Source organism: Grimontia marina, assembly GCF_900060185.1.
Classification (GTDB): domain Bacteria; phylum Pseudomonadota; class Gammaproteobacteria; order Enterobacterales; family Vibrionaceae; genus Enterovibrio; species Enterovibrio marinus.
The window spans coordinates 140,587-161,277 of the sequence record NZ_FIZY01000002.1 but is presented as its reverse complement, the minus strand read 5'-3'; the positions used below and the strand labels follow the sequence as shown (position 1 = coordinate 161,277).

Below are 20,691 nucleotides of genomic sequence, written 5' to 3'. Positions count from 1 at the left end.
GCATACTCAACTGGTGATTTTGAACTTCGACAATTGACTGCGTCCAGTGTCGCTTAGGAATTTTACCTTATCGCTCAGTCCCAGCGTATCTTCCGACGCTTCACGGTTGGTGTGGGAAATGTCGCTGACATTGACCACGCTGCGGGCAACTTCCTGAGAGGCGCTGACTTGTTGCGAAGTAGATGTTGCTACCGCTGTGTTCATTTGCTCCAACTCGTTAATCAGATCAGCTAACGCAGTCAACTGAGTTTGAGCAAGCCTGGCCTGTTCAAGACTTTGTGCCGTTTTGTCTGTGCCGCTACTCATTATCTTTGCTGCTACCTGAGCACGTTCTTGCAGCCGTTCTATGATGGCATTGATTTGAGTGGTTGACTCTTTGGTGGAGTGCGACAGTTTACGTACTTCATCCGCCACCACCGCAAAACCTCTGCCTGCGCTGCCAGCGCGTGCCGCTTCAATCGCGGCATTGAGCGCCAACAGGTTGGTTTGCTCAGAGATATCGTTAATCACAGTGACCACATCGCTGATTTGGTCGCTTGATGCTGCCAGCTCGCGGATGCTGCGCTCTGCATCAATCACATCGTCATTTACTTGCTCAAACTTGCCCAGTGAGGCAGAGAGTGATGCTTCCGCTTCAGTCACCAACTTGCGGGAGTGACGTGTACTCTCCTGTGCGGTAAGTGTGCTGGATTCAACATCCTTGATAGCAGAAGACATTTCTTCCATCGCACTGGCAACGGAATCTAGTTCCAGACTTTGGTTACGAATCCCATCCGTTGAACGGTTTGCCAGATCCGCCATGGTTTTACTGTCGCTGTCGAGTTGGTGAAGTGTGGCATCGACACTGGAAAGCAGACCCTGAAGCTGCTCACAAGCCGTATTCAAGTTTCGTGACATCTCGCCAAGCTCGTCAGTGCTGTCTACATTGGCACGGGCTGTCAGGTCACCACTAGCAACGATACTGAGCGCGCGCTGAATTTCACGGACAGAGTTGAGCAACATGCGTGAAAGCATAGTCGCAAGTAACACCAGAACGGCAGCAATAGCCATTGCGAATAGTGCCGACTTAGAGGCCTCTTTCCACACCAGTGCTTCGAGATCGTCAACGTATAGGCCGGTACCAATAAGCAGTTCCCACGGTTCATAGCGTTTTACTGCGCTCACTTTCTCCAGAGGCTCTTTGCCTCCGGGCTTAGGGAACCAGTAACTGGTAAATCCACCTTCGATAGGTTGAGCGACTCGTCTGAAGTCCCTGAGAAGTGGTGTGCCTTTGCTGTCCCTGAAACTGCTGAAGTCTTTACCAATCAGGCTTTTGGCACCGGCTAGCATGGTTCCTTTTTTATCAATCGCAAAGAAATAGCCATCAGCACCGAAGGTTAGGGGCTGAATCGCCGTCATCGCCTTCTGGCGACTGGCCTCGGATGGGTCGTGCTGATAGTGGCTGTCGACAATTTGCATCGCCAGCTCGATGGTTTGCATTAAGCTGGATTTTCTCTCCAACAGGAGGTCTTTGTGCAGGCTTCTCGCTTGGAAAGCTGTTAGCAGGACAATGCTAATCACTGAGATGCATACAATAAGCAGTAGCTTATATCGTACAGATAAGTTCGCAACAAATTTCATACTAAGTATATACGTGTATTTAGATGTCCGTAACGAAAATTAAACACGAAGGGTTACTTAATTGAAGCAAAGTATCAATAGGGCGATTCGTAATGAGAATTGTATTTGATTGATCTGCTTCGCAGACTTATTTTCCGTCACACAAAATGTCTGGTTTTGTAATCATTGATGTAGAGGAAGTTGATAGGTTTAGGTGGTAAACCAATGTCAAATGTCACGGTGTTAATATCTCTAAATACACTACGTGTTTAGGACTCAGGTAAGTGGGCTAAACAGAGAACCTCAATTTCTGCATTCCTTCATTCGCTTTTGCGGAAATGGAATGAATGTTTATCGCGAAATTGCCCTCGGACTGAACGGAACAATGACCTCTGAAAGCGAGCATTTTCAGGTGGTTTGGGTATAAACTAGGGACATTATTCCCCTTTGAGCCAACAGTGCATGTCAACCCAACTTCTTGACCCCATGTCATTCCCTCTACACGGACAGAGACTGATTGAAGCGTCTGCCGGTACGGGGAAAACTTTTACCATTGCGGGTCTTTATATACGGCTATTGTTGGGGCACGGCAGCGAAGATACTGCACATGTTTCGCCGTTGGGTGTCGATAAAATTCTGGTAGTGACCTTTACCGAGGCTGCCACGCAGGAGCTCCGTGACCGTATTCGAGCACGTATCCATGATTCACGTCTCGCATTCAGTCGAGGGCACAGCGAAGACCCTGTGATTAAACCTCTGCTGGATGAGGTGCAGGATTATTCATACGCCGAGCGCTTGCTTCTGCAAGCCGAACGCCAGATGGATGAAGCGGCAATCTTTACCATTCACGGTTTCTGTCAGCGCATGCTCACCCAAAACGCCTTCGAGTCTGGCAGCCTGTTTACCAACGAGTTCATTACTGATGAAAGTGCTTTACGTGAACGCGCGGTCTCGGATTACTGGCGACGCCAGTTCTATCCATTGCCCAAATCGCTCGCGGGTGTCGTTCGGGGTTACTGGGAATCTCCACTGTCACTGTTGAAAGACATTAGCACTTATCTCTCTGGACCGCTGGTCACCATCAAAGCGCCTGATATGCCGGATAATCTTGATGATTTACATCAGGAGAACCTGGCGAGAATCGAAGAAGTAAAAAGGTTATGGCTAGAAGCTGCGGGCGATCTCGAAGCTCTGATCTCAGGATCTGGCGTTGACAAACGCAGCTACAGTAAAAAGTCGATGCCAAACTGGCTTTCAGAGGTCTCAGACTGGGCATCCCGGATAACTTCCAGCTATGAATTGCCGAAAAACCTTGAGCGATTTTCTGCGTCAATGTTGGCAGAAAAAACCAAGAAAGGCGAAGTGCCAACGCATCCGGTTTTTGATGCAATAGATAAGCTGGTGGCGAACCCTCCAACGCTGAAAGATGCGCTGACGGCGCATGCCATTCGTCAGGTGAGAGTTTTACTGGCTCAGGAAAAAAGACGCTTTGGCTGGTTGTCATTCGATGATTTGCTGTCACAGCTTTCATCGGCGCTGGAAAACGACAGTGAAGGTGTTCTAGCCGAGCGTATCCGCACATTGTATCCGGTCGCCATGATTGACGAATTCCAGGATACCGACCACCAGCAATACCAAATCTTCAGCGATATTTATGCCGAACAGCCTGAATGTGGCCTCTTTATGATTGGGGATCCTAAGCAGGCGATTTATGCTTTCCGTGGCGCAGATATTTTCACTTATATCCACGCGCGCCGTCAGGTCGTCGACCATTACAACCTAGGCATTAACTGGCGTTCGACGGCAGGTGTGGTAGAAGCAGTTAATCATGTCTTCAAAAATGCGGAATCGCCTTTTATCTACAACGATGACATTCCTTTTACTGCTGTTGCTTACTCACCGGGTGCTGATGAGCGCTATTGGGAAGTGAATGGCACTAAACAAGCCTCGATGACCCTTTGGCTGGATGAAACGGCAGATCTGGTTTCGAAAGCTGATTACGAAAAGCAAATGGCCCATGCCACTGCGAGCAACATCCGCGAAGTGCTGACGAAAGCGCAGGAAGGTAACGTGCATTTCTGCAAAGGCGACAAACGCAAGCCTATTCATGCCGGAGACATCGCAGTGCTGGTGAGAACCGGCAGCGAAGCAGCCAAAGTGAAGCTTGCACTGGCAAGGCAGGGCATTGCTTCTGTTTATCTCTCGAACCGCGACAGCGTGTTCTCAAGCCATCTGGCAGCGGATGTTCAAAGGCTACTTGCTGCGGTACTGACGCCTGATAGTGAGCGAAAACTTCGTGCTGCACTGGCAAGCGGCCTATTTGCGCTGACGGCCAGTGAAATCGATACCTTGAACCATGACGAAAAAGCGTGGGAGAGGGCGGTGATGGAGTTTTCTACCTACCAAACGGTATGGTTTACCCGAGGTGTGATGCCCATGCTCCGTCAGGTGATGCAACGCCGTGGTATCGCAGAACGCTTACTTTGTGAAGACAATGGTGAGCGGGCACTCACTGACCTGATGCATCTTGGTGAACTGCTGCAACAGGCAAGTCAGACACTGGATAGTCACCATGCATTGATCCGCTGGCTGGCTGACCATATCGACAACCCTAACGGCAACAGTGAAGAGCAACAGGTGCGTTTGGAGTCTGAGCGCGACTTGGTGCAAATCGTCACCATTCATAAATCTAAAGGTCTGGAATACGATCTGGTTTACTTGCCGTTCGCCTGTAATTTCCGCCCATCAGACCGACCTTTTTTCCATGATGAAGACCACACGCCTGTGCTGTCATTGACCGAGCCTGACTTCGCCATTGAACAGGCAGATAAAGAGCGTTTGGCCGAAGATCTTCGACTCGTTTACGTAGCTTTGACCCGTGCCGTCTACGGCTGCTTTATAGGTCTTGCACCGCTAAAAGACGGCAGGAAATCTTCCGGAGATACCGGGCTTCATAAATCAGCACTGGGTTACCTGATTCAAAAAGGTGAGGCCTCAGATGCCGCGGGGTTGGGTGCTGAGGTTGATTCGTTGGCAGCGGGTTGCGACGGCATTGAGAAAACCGAGCCACCCAGAGTATCGGACGGAAAACTGAAGCCAGAGTTGGCTGATGATGACGTCATTGAAGCGCGAACCTTCGAAGGACGTATCCGCCGTGATTGGCGCCTGACCAGTTATTCCGGTTTGGTCAAGCAAGGTCACAGCAGTGCGCTGCCTGATTTACCAGCCTTTGATATTGATGCCGCTGAAGAGCAGCACGATGAAAGTGACACGGAGACCGACAGCGCGCCTACCATATTCCAGTTTCCGAAAGGTGCCCGTCCGGGGACTTTCCTACACACCTTGTTTGAGAACGTGGAGTTTGGGCAAGACATGTTCAGTGAGGAAGTGGCCGAAATGATCCGCCATCACCTGCTGCTCGAAAATTACGACGAAAGCTGGATACCTGTATTGCAGAAACTGTTGTCTGATGTTGTCTCTCAACCGCTTAATGACGAAGGATTGATGCTGTCTGAGGTTGATGAACCCGCAAGATTGACCGAGATGGAATTCGTGATGCCGGTGGAAAGACTTGATAGTGGCCGTGTGAACCGGTTAATTGCCGAACACGATCCTCTTTCAGGGCAGGCTGGTGAGCTGCACTTTGATACCGCCAGTGGCATGCTGAAAGGTTTTATCGACTTAGTGTTCTGCTGGCAGGGGCGTTATTACGTGTTGGACTGGAAGTCGAACTATCTTGGAGATTCGCCTGCCGATTACACTGAGGAGGCACTGGCAGATGCCATGGCTGATCACCGCTACGATTTCCAATACCAGATTTACTCTCTCGCTCTGCATCGTTTCCTGCGTCAGCGTTTAACAGATTATTCGCCTGAGCGTCATCTGGGCGGTGTTTTCTATCTTTTTGTTCGTGGTATTGAAGCGGGTACTCGCCACGGTATTTTTTATACCTCACCTTCCCTTGAGCTTCTCGATGGCCTTGATGCCATTTTTTCTGGAGAGGCATTGTTATCCGCGGAAGGAAAGCTTTCTGATGGGGAGAGCCTAAATGGCGATAAGTGAAAAACTCAACGCGCTGTATAAGCGAAAAGCCATCAGAGCTATCGACCGTCAGTTTTCCCAGTTTATCGGTGAGCAGCTTGGGGACGTTGAATCTCCTATGGTGGGATGGGCTGCTTTAGTCAGTTTTGAGCTGGGTAAAGGTAATGTCTGTGTTGATCTGGCAGCCTTAGACAGCGCAAGGCTCTTTGACCTGATGCCAGCGGAATCCGCGGAACTGGCAATCTTGATGACACCAGAAAATGTGCTCGCTTTGGTGTCCGGATCTCCGGTTGTCGGTTATGGAAGTGAACCGACACCGATGGTGCTGAGTGGCTCCCGCCTCTATCTTTATCGTTATTGGGCTGCAGAGTGCCTGGTGACTAACGAAATTACTGCACGTGCCACTGAGCTTCCTTTGCCGATGACGCTGCGCGGCGTGTTGGACGATCTTTTCCTACCGGATATGGCTTTGCTCCGTCAGTTCTACAGCACATGGGAAGACAGCGAAAAAGCGGAGAAACTGGTCGACTTCTTCGATATCAACGATTTGACGCAGGTTGATGTAGACGGACTGAAAACGGCGCTAGATTTTGGAGCAACGGATACCCAGGTGCTGAGTCTGGTGCCGGAAACCTCACGATTAAACTGGCAAAAAGTCGCGGCAGCCGTGGCGCTAAGTTATCGCTTTGCAGTTATCTCTGGTGGCCCTGGAACAGGGAAAACGACAACAGTGGCGAAGCTTTTGGCAGCGATCGTCAGCAGTAGCGACAAACCGAATGGCCCTGAAATCAAGCTGGTGGCACCGACGGGGAAAGCGGCAAACCGTCTGACGGAATCTATCGGAAAAGCCGTTGCGGCATTGCCGGTGAGTAACGAGGTGAGAGACAAAATTCCGACTCAGGCATCAACCATTCACCGACTGCTTGGTGCCATTCCAAACCGTGTTGAGTTTCGACATCATGCTGGCAACCGTCTTCACCTTGATGTGCTGGTGGTCGATGAAGCATCCATGGTTGATTTGCCTATGATGGCCCGATTGCTCGCGGCATTGCCTCAGCATGCCAGAGTGATTCTTCTGGGAGATCGCGACCAGTTAGCTTCTGTTGAGGCGGGTGCTGTGTTGGGTGATATCTGTCTGCATGCCGGAAGTGGTTTTAGTGCTGATCGCGCAAGGACCTTAGCGTCACTGACAGGCTTTCGTTTGCCGCAGGAAGATTCAGTCCCTGCTGTCTCTGATGGCGTCTGTTTGCTACGCAAAAGCTACCGCTTCCATGCTAAATCCGGCGTTGGCCAACTGGCTTATGCCATTAATGCGGGCGAAACACGCTGGGTTGATAGAGTCTTGCGGCAGGGCTTCGGCGATATTGCTCTTCACGACCTTGACGGTGACGTGTATGGCGAAGCTATCGCAATTACGGTCAATGGATATCGAAACTACCTCGCGGCGTTATCCGAGGGAGCAGATAACCGAACCTTGCTTAGACATTTCTCTAATATCCGCTTGCTCTGTGCGCTGTCTGATGGCCCGTTTGGGGTCAAAGGCTTGAACGTGGCGATTGAAAAAGCGCTAGCCAAAAAGGGGCTTATTGCTCCTGGAGAAGAGATTTTCTACCCGGGAAGGCCAATTATGGTCGCGCAGAACGACCATGGTCTTGGTTTGTACAATGGTGATATCGGCATTGTGGTAAAACAGGAAGAAGGGCTTCGCGTAGTATTTGAAATGGCGGACGGTTCAGTAAAAGCCTTTTTGCCAAGTCGCCTTCCTGAACATCAAACTGCCTACGCGATGACGATCCACAAATCTCAGGGCTCTGAATTCAGTCATACCATTTTGGTGTTACCACCGACTCCAACACCCGTGATGACAAGGGAACTGATTTATACGGGCGTTACACGGGCAAAAGACAGGTTGGATGTGTATGCCACCCGCACCAGTTTGGCGCGGGCGGTGAAGCGTAAAACGCAGCGATTTAGCGGCTTGGCAGACGCATTACGCGTCCATTAAGCGTCAACGTTAGTACTTTTGATCGGCGCTGCAGGTTGTAGAGCTCTTGCTTGGCATCCGGTAGTGCTGTCACATCAGCCTCCACAAAACCATGTTCACGAAACCAGTGAATACTGCGGGTGGTCAGGACAAATATGGTTTTGATCCCTGACTGAACCGCCTGCTGCTGGATATATTGCAGCAGGTTGGTGCCACGGTCGCTGTCTCGGTATTCGGGGTGAACGGCCACACAGGCCATCTCTGCTGTTTGAGAGTCTGGGTACGGATAAAGCGCCGCACAGCCTATAATCCGTTCATCCCGATCGATAACGGTAAAACGGGGAATTTCCTGCTCGAGTTGCTCCCGAGAACGTCGCACCAGAATACCTTGTTCTTCTAAAGGGCGGATAAGCTCCAGAATGCCACCGATATCATCAATGGTTGCCTGGCGAACACGCTCGGCGCTTTCGGTGACAATCTGCGTACCGATACCTTCTACTGAAAAAAGCTCCTGAATCAAGGAACCATCAACTTTGTAGCTGAGAAGGTGACTTCTTGGAACCCCTGAACGGCAGGCTGCGACAGCACCACGCAAAAACCGAACGGTACCCGAATTCTCATCACCCGCCGTGGCGCGCTGACGTAGAATTTCCTCCGCCTGATGAGGGAATAGTTCTGATAGCACATTGCCGTTAGGGCCAATGACTCCTTGCAGTGAACAAAAGCCAATGAGCTTGTCCGCATTCAAGCGAATGGCAAGCTGGGTGGCAACTTCTTCTGAGGTCAAGTTGAAACACTCACCGGTTACCGAACTGGCAACTGGGCCGAGCAGAACGATCGAGTGCTGATCGAGTTGTCGATGAATGCCATCAATATCGATCCTGCGGATTCGTCCACTATGGCAGTAGTCGACACCTTCATCGACGCCAAGTGGCTGAGCAATGACAAAGTTTCCACTTACCACGTTGATTTGAGCACCAGCCATGGGCGTGTTATTCAGGCTCATGGAGAGGCGCGCGGTGATATCGAGTTGAAGCTGACCGGCAGCCTGTTTAACAACTTCCAGTGCGGCTGAGTCTGTGACTCGGACGCCTTTATGATACGGCGTCTCGAACCCTTGTTTTTCAAGGTTCTGGCTGATTTGTGGACGAGCGCCATACACCAAAACCAACCTTAAACCGAGGCTATTAAGAAGGGCTATATCATTGACAATATTACCAAAATTGGGGTCAGCAATCGCTTCACCACCCAGCATGACCACGATGGTCTTGTTCTGGTGTGCATTCACATAGGGTGCAGATTGTCTAAATCCGTTTACGAGTGCTGTACTACGAAGTTTCAACACCTTACTCCATATTTTTGATTTTATATGCTTAGATAGTGACTAATTATTCTTTGTTTGGCAAGGGTCGTGATACGGATTCAAACATTGAATGCCTGACTTGGTCGGCACTAAAGTACTTTTTATAATAGTATTGATAGTAATTGAGAATGCATCTCTAAAATGAGACCTTATTTGTGGGTATTGTCGGACAATCTCTAGTCCTCTTCGCCGTGCTAATATCGGGGGCCATAGGCTACCTCGTGGCGAATGACATTCCAATCTTCTCTGAGGCAGACCCAACAGCTATTTATGGTGAATGGGTGGAGCAGGGCGTGCCAAGTTACGCGGCTGATAGTTTTGAAGTGCGGAAGGACGGTATTTATATTAAAGGGGCGCGAACTACCAGCCACTATGAATATACTGGCAGCAAACTTATCTATACAGTCGGTAACAATACTTACCTCTACACCGTTGAAGACAGAAATACACTCCAGAGAGAAAAGCCTTATCACTACAGCACGCCATTTACCAAACGCTGACAATCAGTAGTTTGTCGGTAGAACCCTGAGAAGCTCCGTGACCGGGCATAACCCAAGTGCGACACGGCGAATTCTATCTGCAACATCCTCATTGCCGCCTAGGCAGCGGCGAATGCTGTTATTGATCATCTCATCGCTACTGCCGTCGCTGGCCAAAGTCCGAATCCATTGATACTCAATAGATTCAGTATCAAGTAGCGTCTTTCTCCCTACTTTTAAGTCCATCCAAAGCTCCCTGACAGTTTTGTTTAATTTTTAAGACACTTTCTTTTTATCGGATTTAAACGAATTTTTATGACAGAAATGTGACAAAGCATTTCAAATTTTGGGGCATATGCTTTCGATTGCATTATAACTCCCAGTTAAACTGTGGGCTTATACTACCAATATCGCCTTTTGATTGCAGAAAGAGTGGGGTTCTGTCACCCTCTTTTTATTGTTTTCTTACTCAGGTACACCTGTGAAAAAAGCTCTTTCTGTTGTCGGTATTTCTTTACTCCTTGCCGCTTGTGTTCGTCCTACTGACCGCGGTCAACAATACATAGATGGACGCTTTGATGATGTTCTTAACCCGGTTGAGCAAGTTGCTACCGACAAAGCGCGTGATTATTCTCTTTTCCCAGCTCAACTTGAAAAAGTTGAATCCCGTTCCCTTTCCTTGAGCGAGGCTAACCAAGCGGTTTATCAGAGTGTAAAAGCCTGGCTTGCTGAAAGCGGTGAGCCGACAACACTTGGCGATTATGGTCTTTCCCTTGAGCAAATGGGTGGTGGTGACGGCTATGGCAACGTGCTGTTTACCGGTTATTTCTCTCCTGTGATTGAAATGCGCCACAAACCTAATGCATTGTTTCGCTATCCGGTTTATGCAATGCCTCTATGCGATGAAAAGTGCCCTACCCGTGAAGATATTTACAACGGAGCGTTAGAAGGATTGGGGCTGGAGCTTGGTTACAGCGCTTCACTGATTGATAATTTCATTATGGAAGTGCAGGGTAGTGGTTTCATCCACTTCGGTGATAATGACCAGCTTGAGTACTTTGCCTATGGCGGCAAAAATGGCCACCCTTATGTCAGCATTGGCAAAGTGCTGATTGAGCGCGACGAAGTGCCACGTGAGAAAATGTCACTGAAAGCCATCAAAGACTGGGTAGCGCAGCAGGATGAAGCAACTGTGATGGAGCTGCTAAATCAAAACCCTTCATTTGTTTTCTTTGCTCCCAAGGCGGCGCATCCTGTGACTGGCACTGCGGGGATCCCGCTGTTGTCTGGTGCTTCAGTGGCAGCCGATCGGGACTTCTTACCGATGGGCACTGTACTGCTGGCTGAAGTGCCTCAGCTTAATGAAGAGGGGAACTGGAATGGTCAGCACGTATTGAAGCTGCTGATGGCTTTGGATACTGGCGGTGCGGTGAAGAAAAACCATCTTGATCTATACCATGGTATGGGGGAAGAGGCGGGGATTAAAGCAGGCCATCACAAACACTTCGGTCGTGTGTGGAAGCTGACTAAGCCTTCTGAGAGTAAAGAGCAACCAAAGCCGTAACCAAGTTGTTAGTGACAAAAAAGGCGGGTTCTGAACCCGCCTTTTGCTATTTTATAAAAAGTGACTTATTTGATCAGGCCAACTTCTTTGTAGTATTTCGCCGCGCCTGGGTGCAGAGGTGCAGATAAACCGTCAGCTACCATTTCTTCTTTCTTCAGGTTTGCGAACGCAGGATGCAGACGACGGAAGTCATCAAAGTTCTCAAATACAGCTTTGGTCACGTTGTAGATAACGTCCTCCGGCACTTCAGCAGAAGAAACGAAGGTTGCACCGACACCGAAGGTTTGAACGTCGTTATCGTTACCACGGTACATGCCACCTGGGATGGTTGCAGTACGGTAATAGTCGTTCGCTTCAACCAGCTTGTTAGATGCAGCGTTATTCACTTCAACGATCACGCTGTCACACGCGGTGGTTGCTTCCTGGATTGAACCACTTGGGTGACCTACTGTGTAAACCATGGCGTCAATTTTGTTGTCACACAGCGCTTTAGACTGCTCAGCAGCTTTCAGCTCGGAAACCTGTTTGAAGTCATCCATAGTCCAGCCCATTTCATCCATCAGCACTTCGATAGTACCGCGTTGACCAGAGCCCGGATTACCCACGTTCATGCGCTTACCTTTCAGATCATCAAATGTTTTTACGCCCGCGTCAGCGCGCGCAACAACTGTGAACGGTTCTGGGTGGACAGAGAAGACTGCACGCAGGTCTTTGTATGCGCCTTGGTCTTTAAATTTGCTTGAACCATTGTAAGCGTGGAACTGCCAGTCAGACTGGGCGATACCCATGTCCAGTTCGCCTGCACGAATGGTATTGATGTTGTAAATAGAACCACCGGTAGACTCAACCGAACAACGGATACCGTGCTCTTTCTTGGTTTTGTTTACCAAACGGCAGATTGCACCACCCGTAGGATAGTAAACACCAGTGACACCACCAGTACCGATAGTAACGAATTGATTAGCTTGTGCTGGTAGGGCAGTTAAAGCAGCTGCAAAGCTCATTGCGGCCAAAGTTGGTTTTAACGCTTTCATGCTTTAGTCCTTGTCGATGATGTGATTGCTAACGCGGTGAGAAGCCGCTGTTAATAGTTTGTGAGTCCATATTACGCCGAAATTATCTGATAGTTAGTTTTTCGATCGCAAGAGATACGCCTCACGATTCAAAGCTACGGAAGATATTTTTTCTTAAATCCTCCGCAGAGTTGATATATAAACCCACGTTTTGAGACATAGCGGCGATTTGCTGTACAAGTTCAGCATTGTTATCCGCATACTGTCCCATTAAATTCATTAGGTTATTTTCGAAACCAACGCGTATATCTCCACCTAATGATATCGCTGCGCTTAGACATTGATGCTCATATTGACCGAAAGCACAGGTTGCCCACGAAATTTCCTCGCGGGTTATACGCTTAATATCAAACTCGAGCAAATCAGTAGGCACTGACAACATGTCTTTTTTGTACTTTCCCAGTACCAATAGTAGGTGATGACCGTTATTAGGCAACATCCTGTCATTAACCATCTGAAAGTAAAGCGACAAATCTGCAGCATCATACAAAATGTATTGCACATAGATACAGCGCTCATTGAGCTCGTAAAAGAAGCGGCTGGCGTTTTTTTCAAACGCAGCATTGGGGCGAAGTTCGCGAAGGGCGAGGGAGACTGCTTCTGGCTCGGTGCCTCGTACCAGCGCCATCTGCTCTTCCGGTTGATAGAGACCTACTGCCTCGGTCGTTAATTGTATCACCATGTCGGAATCAAAACGGGCCCGTGTTTCCACGAGCCACTCTCTGTTTAGCCCAACATCCAGCGAGTGCTTGCCTTGCTCATTGCGCACATGCATATGCGCCATCGCTGCACCCGCATCTTTACATTGCGTCAGGCACACAGCCATGTCTTCGATGGTCATTGGCAGTTGCTGGTGGTCATCCTTACTGCGTCGCGCACCATTTGGCGCAACGATAATAGTTCTTCCTTTTTGCACCCGATTTTCCTATGCGAATACGTTATCCAGTGTGATAGCCAAGCGTTTCACCAACTCATCAATTTCGTTCTGCGTGATGATGAAAGGTGGTGCAAGCAAAACGTGATGACCTTGCTTGCCATCAATCGTGCCACCCATGGGGTAACACATCAGGCCATTTGTCATGGCGGTTTTCTTCACTTGCGCATGGAGGGGACGTGAAGAGGCAAACGATGTTTTGGACGCTTTGTCTTCAACAAATTCCAGCCCGATAAACATACCTCTTCCGCGAATATCCCCGACATATGGGTGATCGCCGAACGTCTGATTTAATTGTTTGACCAGATAATGTCCCCGTTCAGTCACTTCACTAAGAACACCTGCATCTAACGCATCAAGCGTGGCACAGGCAGCAGCACATGCCAAAGGGTGAGCCATAAAAGTGTGCCCATGCTGGAAATATCCGCTGCCGTGGAAAATCGCATTGTAGATGTTGTCGTGGATCATGACTGCACCAATAGGTTGGTAGCCAGCAGCCAGCCCTTTTGCCATGGTCACGAGGTCAGGCACGATATCTTCCTGTTCATACGCAAAATAGGTGCCAGTGCGGCCACAACCACACATCACTTCATCAAGGATGAGCAGCACACCATATTTGTCGCAAATTTCGCGGATGCGTTTGAAGTAGCCTTTCTCAGCCACCAGCGCGCCAGCGGTCGCTCCGACAACGGGCTCGGCCACGAATGCAATGACAGTTTCCGGGCCAACAGCGAGTAGTCGCTCTTCCAACTCATTCGCGATACGCTGGCCATACTCGAAATGGGTTTCGTCGTTGCTCTTATCACGGTAGGCATAACATGGTGCAATCAACTCACCATTGTGCATCAGTGGAGCGAACGGCTCTTTTCGCCACATATTACCCCCAACACCTAGTGCACCCAGTGTGTTGCCGTGGTAGCTCTGTCGGCGCGCGATATAGCGGGTCCGCGAGGTTTCGCCTTTTTCAAGAAAATATTGGCGCGCCATTTTTAAGGCCGCTTCGACTGCTTCAGAACCGCCACTGACCAGATAAACATGGTTTAGTGGGCCGGGTGCTTTGTCTGCTAAACGCGCTGCCAATTCTTCAGCTGCTGGAGAGGTAAAAAAACTGGTATGAGCAAATGGAATGGTACGCAACTGGTTTTCGATTGCACCCAACACGCCATTATGACTGTGGCCGAGGCAGGATACCGCTGCACCACCGCATCCATCGAGGTACTGACGTCCTTCACTGTCGATTAGAAATACGCCATTACCACTTGCGATAACAGGTAACTCTGAATGACAGTGTCTTTGTAGTATGTTTGTCATGATTTCCTTGAGCTATTTATTGATTAAAACTTGTTCTTATATTACTCAGTATGGACAGGTTGGAAATTGAACAGCAAACGATATAAATTCAGAGGGTATGCCAAAAATTCATAGGGACAATATATGGCTATGCCCATTCCGCCAATGAAGACCTTGCGAACTTTCACGGTCGTGGCGCAGACACTGAGCTTTTCAAAAGCAGCAAAGCTGTTGAACCTGACGCAAAGTGCGATAAGCAAACAAATTCTTCATCTGGAAGAATTAATGGGGTGTTCTCTGTTTGAACGCGCAGGAGGGAAAGTGGAGCTGACAGAAGCGGGGAGGCGGTATCTTCCTTCTGTTGTGGAGGCACTGGAAAACCTTCAGTATGCGACTTCTACTGTTATGCAAACTTCCGAAACGAAAAGCCGCATCGAAGTTTCGGTACCACCTTCTTTGGCGAGTATGTGGCTGGTTCCGAGGTTAAAGGCCTTTAGGAATGCTTACCCCAATATTGAGCTTGCAGTGAGGGCGAGTGTGACATCAGACAGTCAGAACCTCTATCAAAGTGATATCGCGATCCACTGCCTGCCATTATCAACCCATGAAGAGGAAGCGGAGTTATTGATCCGTGAAAGGTTGATGCTAGTGGCATCACCAGAATTGGTTGAAAATACCCAATCGATTGATGATTTGTTGCCCTTGAATGCGATTAGCCACATTACACGTCCCCAAATCTGGAACCAGTTTTGGCATGAGTTGGATGTAGCTCCAAGTGGCCCGACATATGGGACGGGCTTCGAGCACTTTTATATGGCATTGGAGGCGGTTAAACACCATGAAGGAATGGCATTGATCCCTCAATTCCTTATCCGGGAAGCGTTAAAGCGTGGAGACGTAAGCAACCCTCTTTCGCTTAGCTTTAATAGTCTTTATGGCTACTTCCTTTTCAGCCATGGATATAAGCGAAGGCTGGGACCAGTAAAACAGGTTATAGATTGGTTGAAGCAGGAACTGCTGCCAACAGTAGGGGAATGTAAGACGGCGTGACGGCAATGGACATTTTGCGTTCAAGCGAGTATAACCCGCAATCCACGTCGGCAATCGAGAAATAGAGCAAATTATTATGGCAACGACTCAACCTGCATCTGAAAGCTATCAGCAACGCTTTGGCGGTACTCGCCGTCTGTATGGCGCTACTAAGCTTGAGGTCCTTCGCCAATCGCATGTGTGCGTGATTGGAATCGGTGGTGTGGGCTCATGGGCCGTTGAAGCATTGGCTCGAAGTGGTATCGGGGAATTGACCTTGATTGATATGGATGACGTGTGTGTCACCAATATCAACCGCCAAATTCACGCGATGTCCGGCACTGTGGGTCAGAGCAAAGTTGAAGTGATGGCTGAACGTGTTCGCGCAATCAACCCCGACTGTAAAATAAATCTGATTGATGATTTTATCTCGGAAGACAATATTCCTGAGTACATCACCAAAGATTATGATTATGTGCTGGATGCCATCGACAGCATCAAGCCAAAAACTGCGTTGCTGGCATACTGTAAGCGCAACAAAATCAAAATCATTACTGTCGGCGGTGCGGGCGGTCAAATCGATCCGACGCAAATACAGGTCGCTGACCTGACTAAAACGATTCAGGACCCGCTGGCGGCAAAACTTCGTAATAACCTGCGCCGTTTCCATAACTTCACCAAAACACAAGGGCGAAAGTTTGGTATTGATTGCGTGTTCTCGACCGAGCAGTTGAAGTATCCCCAGCCTGATGGCTCAGTGTGTGAAACTAAAGCGACGGCAGAAGGCCCGAAGCGAATGGATTGCGCCAGTGGCTTTGGCGCTGCAACCATGGTTACTGCAACCTTTGGTTTTGTTGCTGTTTCGCGCATCATCGCCAAACTGACAGCGAAAAAATAAACTGCATTAAGATAAAAAAGAAGGCCGCGAATCTTCGCGGCCTTCTTCGTTTTCTAGCGATTAAGCATCAGCTTTAGCGCGAGGCTTTTTGGCTGCTGGCTTTTCTTCTGCTTCCGGTTGAATCGGAAGTACTTCCTTCACATAGTCACCTGGTGCAATACCGATCACAGGGAAGTTTTCTGAGCCTTGTGGATAAGGCTCGATCTTTTCCTTCGGATTGTAAGAAGAGAGCCACTCATCCCAATGCGTCCACCACGAACCTGAGTTGTGATCCGCAGACTCAAACCATTCGTCAGCTGACTCACTCAGTTCGCTGTTTACCCAATAACCATATTTGCCTTTCGCTGGGTGATTCACGATGCCAGCAATGTGGCCAGACTCACCCAATACAAAGGTCTTGTTGCCACCCACATTGAGTGCGCCGCGGTAAGTCCCTTGCCAAAGAGCAATATGGTCTTCTTTGGTTGAGATGAAGTAGGTAGGGACCTTGATTTTGTTCAAATCAATCCAAACACCACCCACTTTCACGCCTTTGTCCTGAACCAGCTTGTTATTGAGGTACAACTCGCGCAGCATAAAGTTGTGCGTAGCCGCGGCAACGTTGGTGCTGTCACTGTTCCAGTACAGAAGATCGAAATCTACAGGGCTATTACCCTTGAGGTAATTGTCGATGTAGTAGTTCCAGTAAAGGCTATTTTCGCGTAGCAGGCTGAAAGTGACACTCAAAGAGCGTCCATCCATGTAGCCACGCGCCGTGTTTTGCATCTCGATGGCACTGATCAAGCTTTCATTGATGTAAGCACCTACTTCACCTGGTTGCGCAAAGTCGAGTAACGTGGTGAAGAAAGATGCAGACTTGATGCGAGCTTTCATACGTTTGGCTGCATAGTACGCGATGGTACTTGCTAGCACAGTGCCACCGATACAGTAACCTGCCGCATTGATTTGTGATTGACCGGTAATATCTTCAATCGCAGATACGGCTTTCACAACGCCTTCCGTCACATAGTCGCCGAATTCGACGTCTTTTTGCGCAACACCTGGGTTACGCCAAGACATCATAAATACGGTGTGACCCTGCTCAACCAACCAGCGCACCATCGAATTCTTCTCGCGAAGGTCGAGGATGTAGTACTTGTTGATGAACGGCGGCACGATCAGCAGCGGCGTTGCGTTGACTGTTTTAGTCAGTGGACGATACTGGATCAGTTCGAAAAGTTCGTTCTGAAACACAACATCACCCTGTGTATTGGCAACGTCCTCACCAATACGGAATGCGTTGTTGTTGGTCATGCGTACTTTGAGGATATCAGAGCTGGACTCGATATCTTCTTGCAGGCTTTGCAGGCCTTTCACCAGGTTCTCGCCATTTTTCTCCATCGTTAGCTTGAGCAGTTCTGGGTTGGTACCCACAAAATTGCTCGGAGACATGGCATTGATTGCCTGACGAGAGAAAAAGTTCAGACGTTCTTTTGCTTTATCATCCAGCCCTTCAACCGCATTGATGGTTTCCAGATAGGTACGACCAAACAGAAGATACGATTGCTTGATGAAGTTATAGAACACTTCATCCTGCCAGCCTTTGTCCTGAAAACGTTTGTCGTCTTTCTCCGGCGTAACAATTTGTTCCTTGTTTGCCGCTAGCGCAACGTTTTGCCAAATTTGCATTTGCTTTTCCCACCACTGCATTTGTATTTGCAGCATCGCGGCAGGTTGATTTGCAGCGCCCTCAAGAAGTTTTGCGGTATCTTCAAGACTCTGCTCTTGCATGGCTTTGTTCAGGGGAGTACTTACGGCTGCCTTGCCTTGCTCAAGATCCTTCCACCATTGCTGGTTACTCTCTTGGAGTTTTACAAGGTAGTCCGAGAAGAAGTTCTGATACATGTGTAAACCCTCTTGATCGGAAACAACACCGCCCTCTGCAACGAGAGGGCGGGCCTACCTAAAATTAAGCTGGTTGAGCAGCTTTCAGGTTTTCGGTAGTTAGTTGTTCCAGATCGTCTTTAAACTCCTTCGCGATAGATTGCAGCTTCGCGCTGTCATCCATCATTTGCTGAGACAGCTTGGTCAGCGCTGCCAGTTGTTGGCTGCTGTAAGCAGTCATAGAAGTTACGTCAGTCACTTCACTTGCTGCTTTAACTTGTGCCAGGCCCATTTGACTGTAAGTTTTTACTGCGCTCAGTTGAAGTTCAGTCAGAGTCTCAACGTTCTTAGCGACCAGTTTGTTAAACTTAACGTAAGGTGCCAGCGTTTTTTCAGTTTGCTCAGAGAATGCTTTAAACATATCTGTGTACATGGTGTTTCTCCTAAGTGTATTAATTAGATCCAAGGGGGGTTTAACGTTCTTAGCTGTCGGCACGTTTCACGACAACTGCCGTACCCATGCCGCCGCCGATGCAAAGCGAAGCAACACCGTATGTGCCTCCGCGTTTTTCCAACTCATGAATCAGTGAAACCAAGACGCGGTTACCTGATGCACCGAGTGGGTGGCCCAATGCGATTGCGCCACCATTGACGTTTGCCTTGTCCAAAATGCTGTCAGTGCTTACGTTGTGAGTGTCCGCCAATTGGTGAACAACACCCAGCGCCTGAGCAGCGAAGGCTTCGTTGAGCTCAAACAGATCCACGTCGGAAATAGACAGCTCTGCTTTTTTCAGAGCTTCTGTTACAGCACCTACAGGGCCAAGGCCCATGATTTTTGGATCTAACCCAACTTGCGCATAGCTGGTGATTTCTGCCAACGGTTTCAGACCAAGACGCTTAACCGCAGATTCAGAAGCTACTACGACTGCGCTGGCACCGTCGTTAAGACCTGATGCATTACCTGCTGTGACTGTGCCTTCGCGGTTAAACGCTGGGCGAAGTTTCGCCAAACCTTCTTGCGTGCAGTCTGCTTTAGGGTATTCATCAGTATCGAAAGTGACGGTTTGGCGACGTTGCTTTACTTCAACCGGCACGATTTCATCTTTGAAACGGCCAGCTTCTATAGCTGCAACGGCTTTTTGTTGGCTCTGCTGAGCATACGCATCCTGTTGATCGCGGTTTAAGCCTACGAGTTCAGCCACGTTCTCAGCGGTAACGCCCATGTGATATTGGTTGTAGACGTCAGTCAGACCATCACTGATCAGAAGATCTTTGAGGCCGATATCGCCCATTTTCTGTCCGCCGCGCAGGGAGCCTGACGCTGCAAACGGGATTTGAGACATGCTCTCAACACCTGCTGCCACGACAACGTCTGCGTCACCGCAGCGGATGTGAGCAACTGCATCCATAACCGCTTTCATGCCACTACCACAAACCATGTTAATAGCATAAGCCGGAACGGTTTCCGGTAAGCCAGCATAGATGGCAGCCTGACGACCAATACCCATGCCTTGACCAGCACTGACAACGTTGCCGAGAATCACTTCATCGATGGCGTCTGGAGTAACATTGCCTGCTTCCAGAGCGCCTTTGATAGCAGATGCTGCCAGCTTTCCTGCTGGAACATCTTTGAGAGAACCTGTGAATGCGCCTATCGCGGTACGCTTAGCCGCGACAATATACACTGTTTCCATTTTTAACCTTTCCCAGTTAGTTCATGTACAAGCCGCCGTTGATCGACAGCGTTTCCCCAGTGATGTAAGCACCAGCATCACTAGCAAGATACGCGACCGCATCGGCAATTTCTTCTGGACGGGCCAGTCGCTTCATTGGAATCTCGCCTTTGATAGACTCCAGCACTTCTTCGCGCATGGCTTCTACCATTGGGGTTGCTGTGTAGCCTGGGGCAACGACATTGGCAGTCACTCCTGATCTCGCACCTTCAAATGCCAGTGACTTGGTGAAACCGATCATGCCAGCCTTCGCTGCTGCATAGTTGGTTTGACCAAACTGACCTTTCAAGCCGTTAACTGATGAGATATTGATGACTCGGCCACCGCCTTTTTCACACATAGCGGCAAAAAGAGGTTGGGTTACGTTAAAAAGACTATTGAGATTGGTATCGATAACTGCGTGCCAGTTATCCGCTGCCATTTTCTTGAAAAGGCCGTCACGTGTGATACCGGCGTTGTTCACAACAACATCGATAGTGCCTTCTTCTTCAAGAAGCTTGGGGAGACGCTCTGCACAGTCAGCTGTGCTGGTTACATCCAGTTCGAAGAGACGTACCTGATCTGAGTTGAATTTCTTCTCTTCAAACCATTCTTCAGCGCACTGCAGATTTCCGGTGAAGTAGGTAGCAATTACGCGATAGCCCTGACTTACCAATTTTTCTGTGATCGCCGAGCCGATACCACCTTTTGAACCGGTGATGAGCGCGAGTTTCTTCATTGTTGACTCCATTCTTAACAACAAGCAATTGAACTTTGACCCCTGTAACTGCATTTGGTTATCCAAAAATACAGGCACCTGTAATTTATTAGTTTTAGCGCGTAAGGGTTGAGACTATGGAAA

The 20,691-nt window shown here is 49.0% G+C and carries 16 protein-coding genes; 6 read left to right on the top strand and 10 right to left on the bottom strand.

What is annotated here, in order from left to right; translation table 11 throughout:
• Nucleotides 1-6: 6 nt before the first annotated feature.
• Nucleotides 7-1,560: a methyl-accepting chemotaxis protein gene (locus tag GMA8713_RS02250; RefSeq protein ID WP_232314324.1), complete on the bottom strand. Its 1,554-nt coding sequence runs from the start codon at nucleotides 1,558-1,560 to the stop codon at nucleotides 7-9.
• Nucleotides 1,561-2,061: 501 nt separating this feature from the next.
• Between GMA8713_RS02250 and recB the strand changes: the two genes are divergently transcribed.
• Nucleotides 2,062-5,661: an exodeoxyribonuclease V subunit beta gene (gene recB / locus GMA8713_RS02245; protein ID WP_062705336.1), complete on the top strand. Its 3,600-nt coding sequence runs from the start codon at nucleotides 2,062-2,064 to the stop codon at nucleotides 5,659-5,661.
• On the top strand, nucleotides 5,648-7,645 hold the full coding sequence (gene recD / locus GMA8713_RS02240) for an exodeoxyribonuclease V subunit alpha (RefSeq protein WP_062705334.1): 1,998 nt from the start codon (nucleotides 5,648-5,650) through the stop codon (nucleotides 7,643-7,645). The genes recB and recD overlap by 14 nt, the downstream gene beginning before the upstream one ends.
• On the opposite strand, the gene argA is transcribed toward recD, so the two are convergent.
• Nucleotides 7,611-8,966, bottom strand: coding sequence for an amino-acid N-acetyltransferase (argA, locus tag GMA8713_RS02235; RefSeq protein ID WP_198159440.1), 1,356 nt, complete (start codon nucleotides 8,964-8,966; stop codon nucleotides 7,611-7,613). The genes recD and argA overlap by 35 nt on opposite strands.
• 242 nt (nucleotides 8,967-9,208) lie before the next feature.
• Between argA and GMA8713_RS02230 the strand changes: the two genes are divergently transcribed.
• Nucleotides 9,209-9,487, top strand: a complete 279-nt coding sequence (locus GMA8713_RS02230) for a DUF2850 domain-containing protein (RefSeq protein ID WP_232314322.1) — start codon at nucleotides 9,209-9,211, stop codon at nucleotides 9,485-9,487.
• Between the two features lie 3 nt (nucleotides 9,488-9,490).
• Here GMA8713_RS02230 and GMA8713_RS02225 read toward each other — a convergent pair whose 3' ends face one another.
• Nucleotides 9,491-9,712 carry a hypothetical protein gene (locus tag GMA8713_RS02225; protein WP_062705328.1) on the bottom strand — a complete coding sequence of 74 codons (222 nt, stop codon included), beginning with the start codon at nucleotides 9,710-9,712 and terminating at the stop codon, nucleotides 9,491-9,493.
• Nucleotides 9,713-9,947: 235 nt separating this feature from the next.
• Between GMA8713_RS02225 and mltA the strand changes: the two genes are divergently transcribed.
• Entirely contained in the window at nucleotides 9,948-11,030 is a 1,083-nt protein-coding gene (gene mltA / locus GMA8713_RS02220) for a murein transglycosylase A (RefSeq protein ID WP_062705363.1), read from the top strand.
• Between the two features lie 65 nt (nucleotides 11,031-11,095).
• Here mltA and GMA8713_RS02215 read toward each other — a convergent pair whose 3' ends face one another.
• The 3 genes from GMA8713_RS02215 to GMA8713_RS02205 form a co-directional block, all read right to left on the bottom strand.
• The gene (locus GMA8713_RS02215; RefSeq protein WP_062705326.1) at nucleotides 11,096-12,064 is read right to left on the bottom strand and encodes a TAXI family TRAP transporter solute-binding subunit; all 969 of its coding nucleotides are present in this window, start codon (nucleotides 12,062-12,064) and stop codon (nucleotides 11,096-11,098) included.
• A gap of 121 nt (nucleotides 12,065-12,185) precedes the next feature.
• The gene (locus tag GMA8713_RS02210) at nucleotides 12,186-13,019 is read right to left on the bottom strand and encodes a beta-keto acid cleavage family enzyme (protein WP_062705324.1); all 834 of its coding nucleotides are present in this window, start codon (nucleotides 13,017-13,019) and stop codon (nucleotides 12,186-12,188) included.
• Nucleotides 13,020-13,028: 9 nt separating this feature from the next.
• Nucleotides 13,029-14,348, bottom strand: a complete 1,320-nt coding sequence (locus GMA8713_RS02205) for an aspartate aminotransferase family protein (RefSeq protein WP_062705322.1) — start codon at nucleotides 14,346-14,348, stop codon at nucleotides 13,029-13,031.
• Between the two features lie 123 nt (nucleotides 14,349-14,471).
• On the opposite strand from GMA8713_RS02205, the gene GMA8713_RS02200 reads away from it, so the two are divergent.
• Both GMA8713_RS02200 and tcdA read left to right on the top strand, forming a co-directional pair.
• Complete coding sequence (locus GMA8713_RS02200) at nucleotides 14,472-15,377, top strand: LysR substrate-binding domain-containing protein (protein ID WP_062705320.1); 906 nt, start codon at nucleotides 14,472-14,474, stop codon at nucleotides 15,375-15,377.
• Nucleotides 15,378-15,453: 76 nt separating this feature from the next.
• On the top strand, nucleotides 15,454-16,254 hold the full coding sequence (tcdA, locus tag GMA8713_RS02195; RefSeq protein ID WP_062705318.1) for a tRNA cyclic N6-threonylcarbamoyladenosine(37) synthase TcdA: 801 nt from the start codon (nucleotides 15,454-15,456) through the stop codon (nucleotides 16,252-16,254).
• Nucleotides 16,255-16,314: 60 nt separating this feature from the next.
• On the opposite strand, the gene phaC is transcribed toward tcdA, so the two are convergent.
• The 4 genes from phaC to GMA8713_RS02175 form a co-directional block, all read right to left on the bottom strand.
• Complete coding sequence (gene phaC / locus GMA8713_RS02190; protein ID WP_062705315.1) at nucleotides 16,315-18,138, bottom strand: class I poly(R)-hydroxyalkanoic acid synthase; 1,824 nt, start codon at nucleotides 18,136-18,138, stop codon at nucleotides 16,315-16,317.
• 64 nt (nucleotides 18,139-18,202) lie between these two features.
• Complete coding sequence (locus tag GMA8713_RS02185; protein ID WP_062705313.1) at nucleotides 18,203-18,550, bottom strand: phasin family protein; 348 nt, start codon at nucleotides 18,548-18,550, stop codon at nucleotides 18,203-18,205.
• A gap of 49 nt (nucleotides 18,551-18,599) precedes the next feature.
• Complete coding sequence (locus GMA8713_RS02180; RefSeq protein WP_062705311.1) at nucleotides 18,600-19,811, bottom strand: acetyl-CoA C-acetyltransferase; 1,212 nt, start codon at nucleotides 19,809-19,811, stop codon at nucleotides 18,600-18,602.
• Nucleotides 19,812-19,827: 16 nt separating this feature from the next.
• A complete protein-coding gene (locus GMA8713_RS02175) occupies nucleotides 19,828-20,568 on the bottom strand; it encodes an SDR family oxidoreductase (RefSeq protein ID WP_062705309.1) in 741 nt (246 codons plus the stop codon).
• Nucleotides 20,569-20,691: the final 123 nt, after the last annotated feature.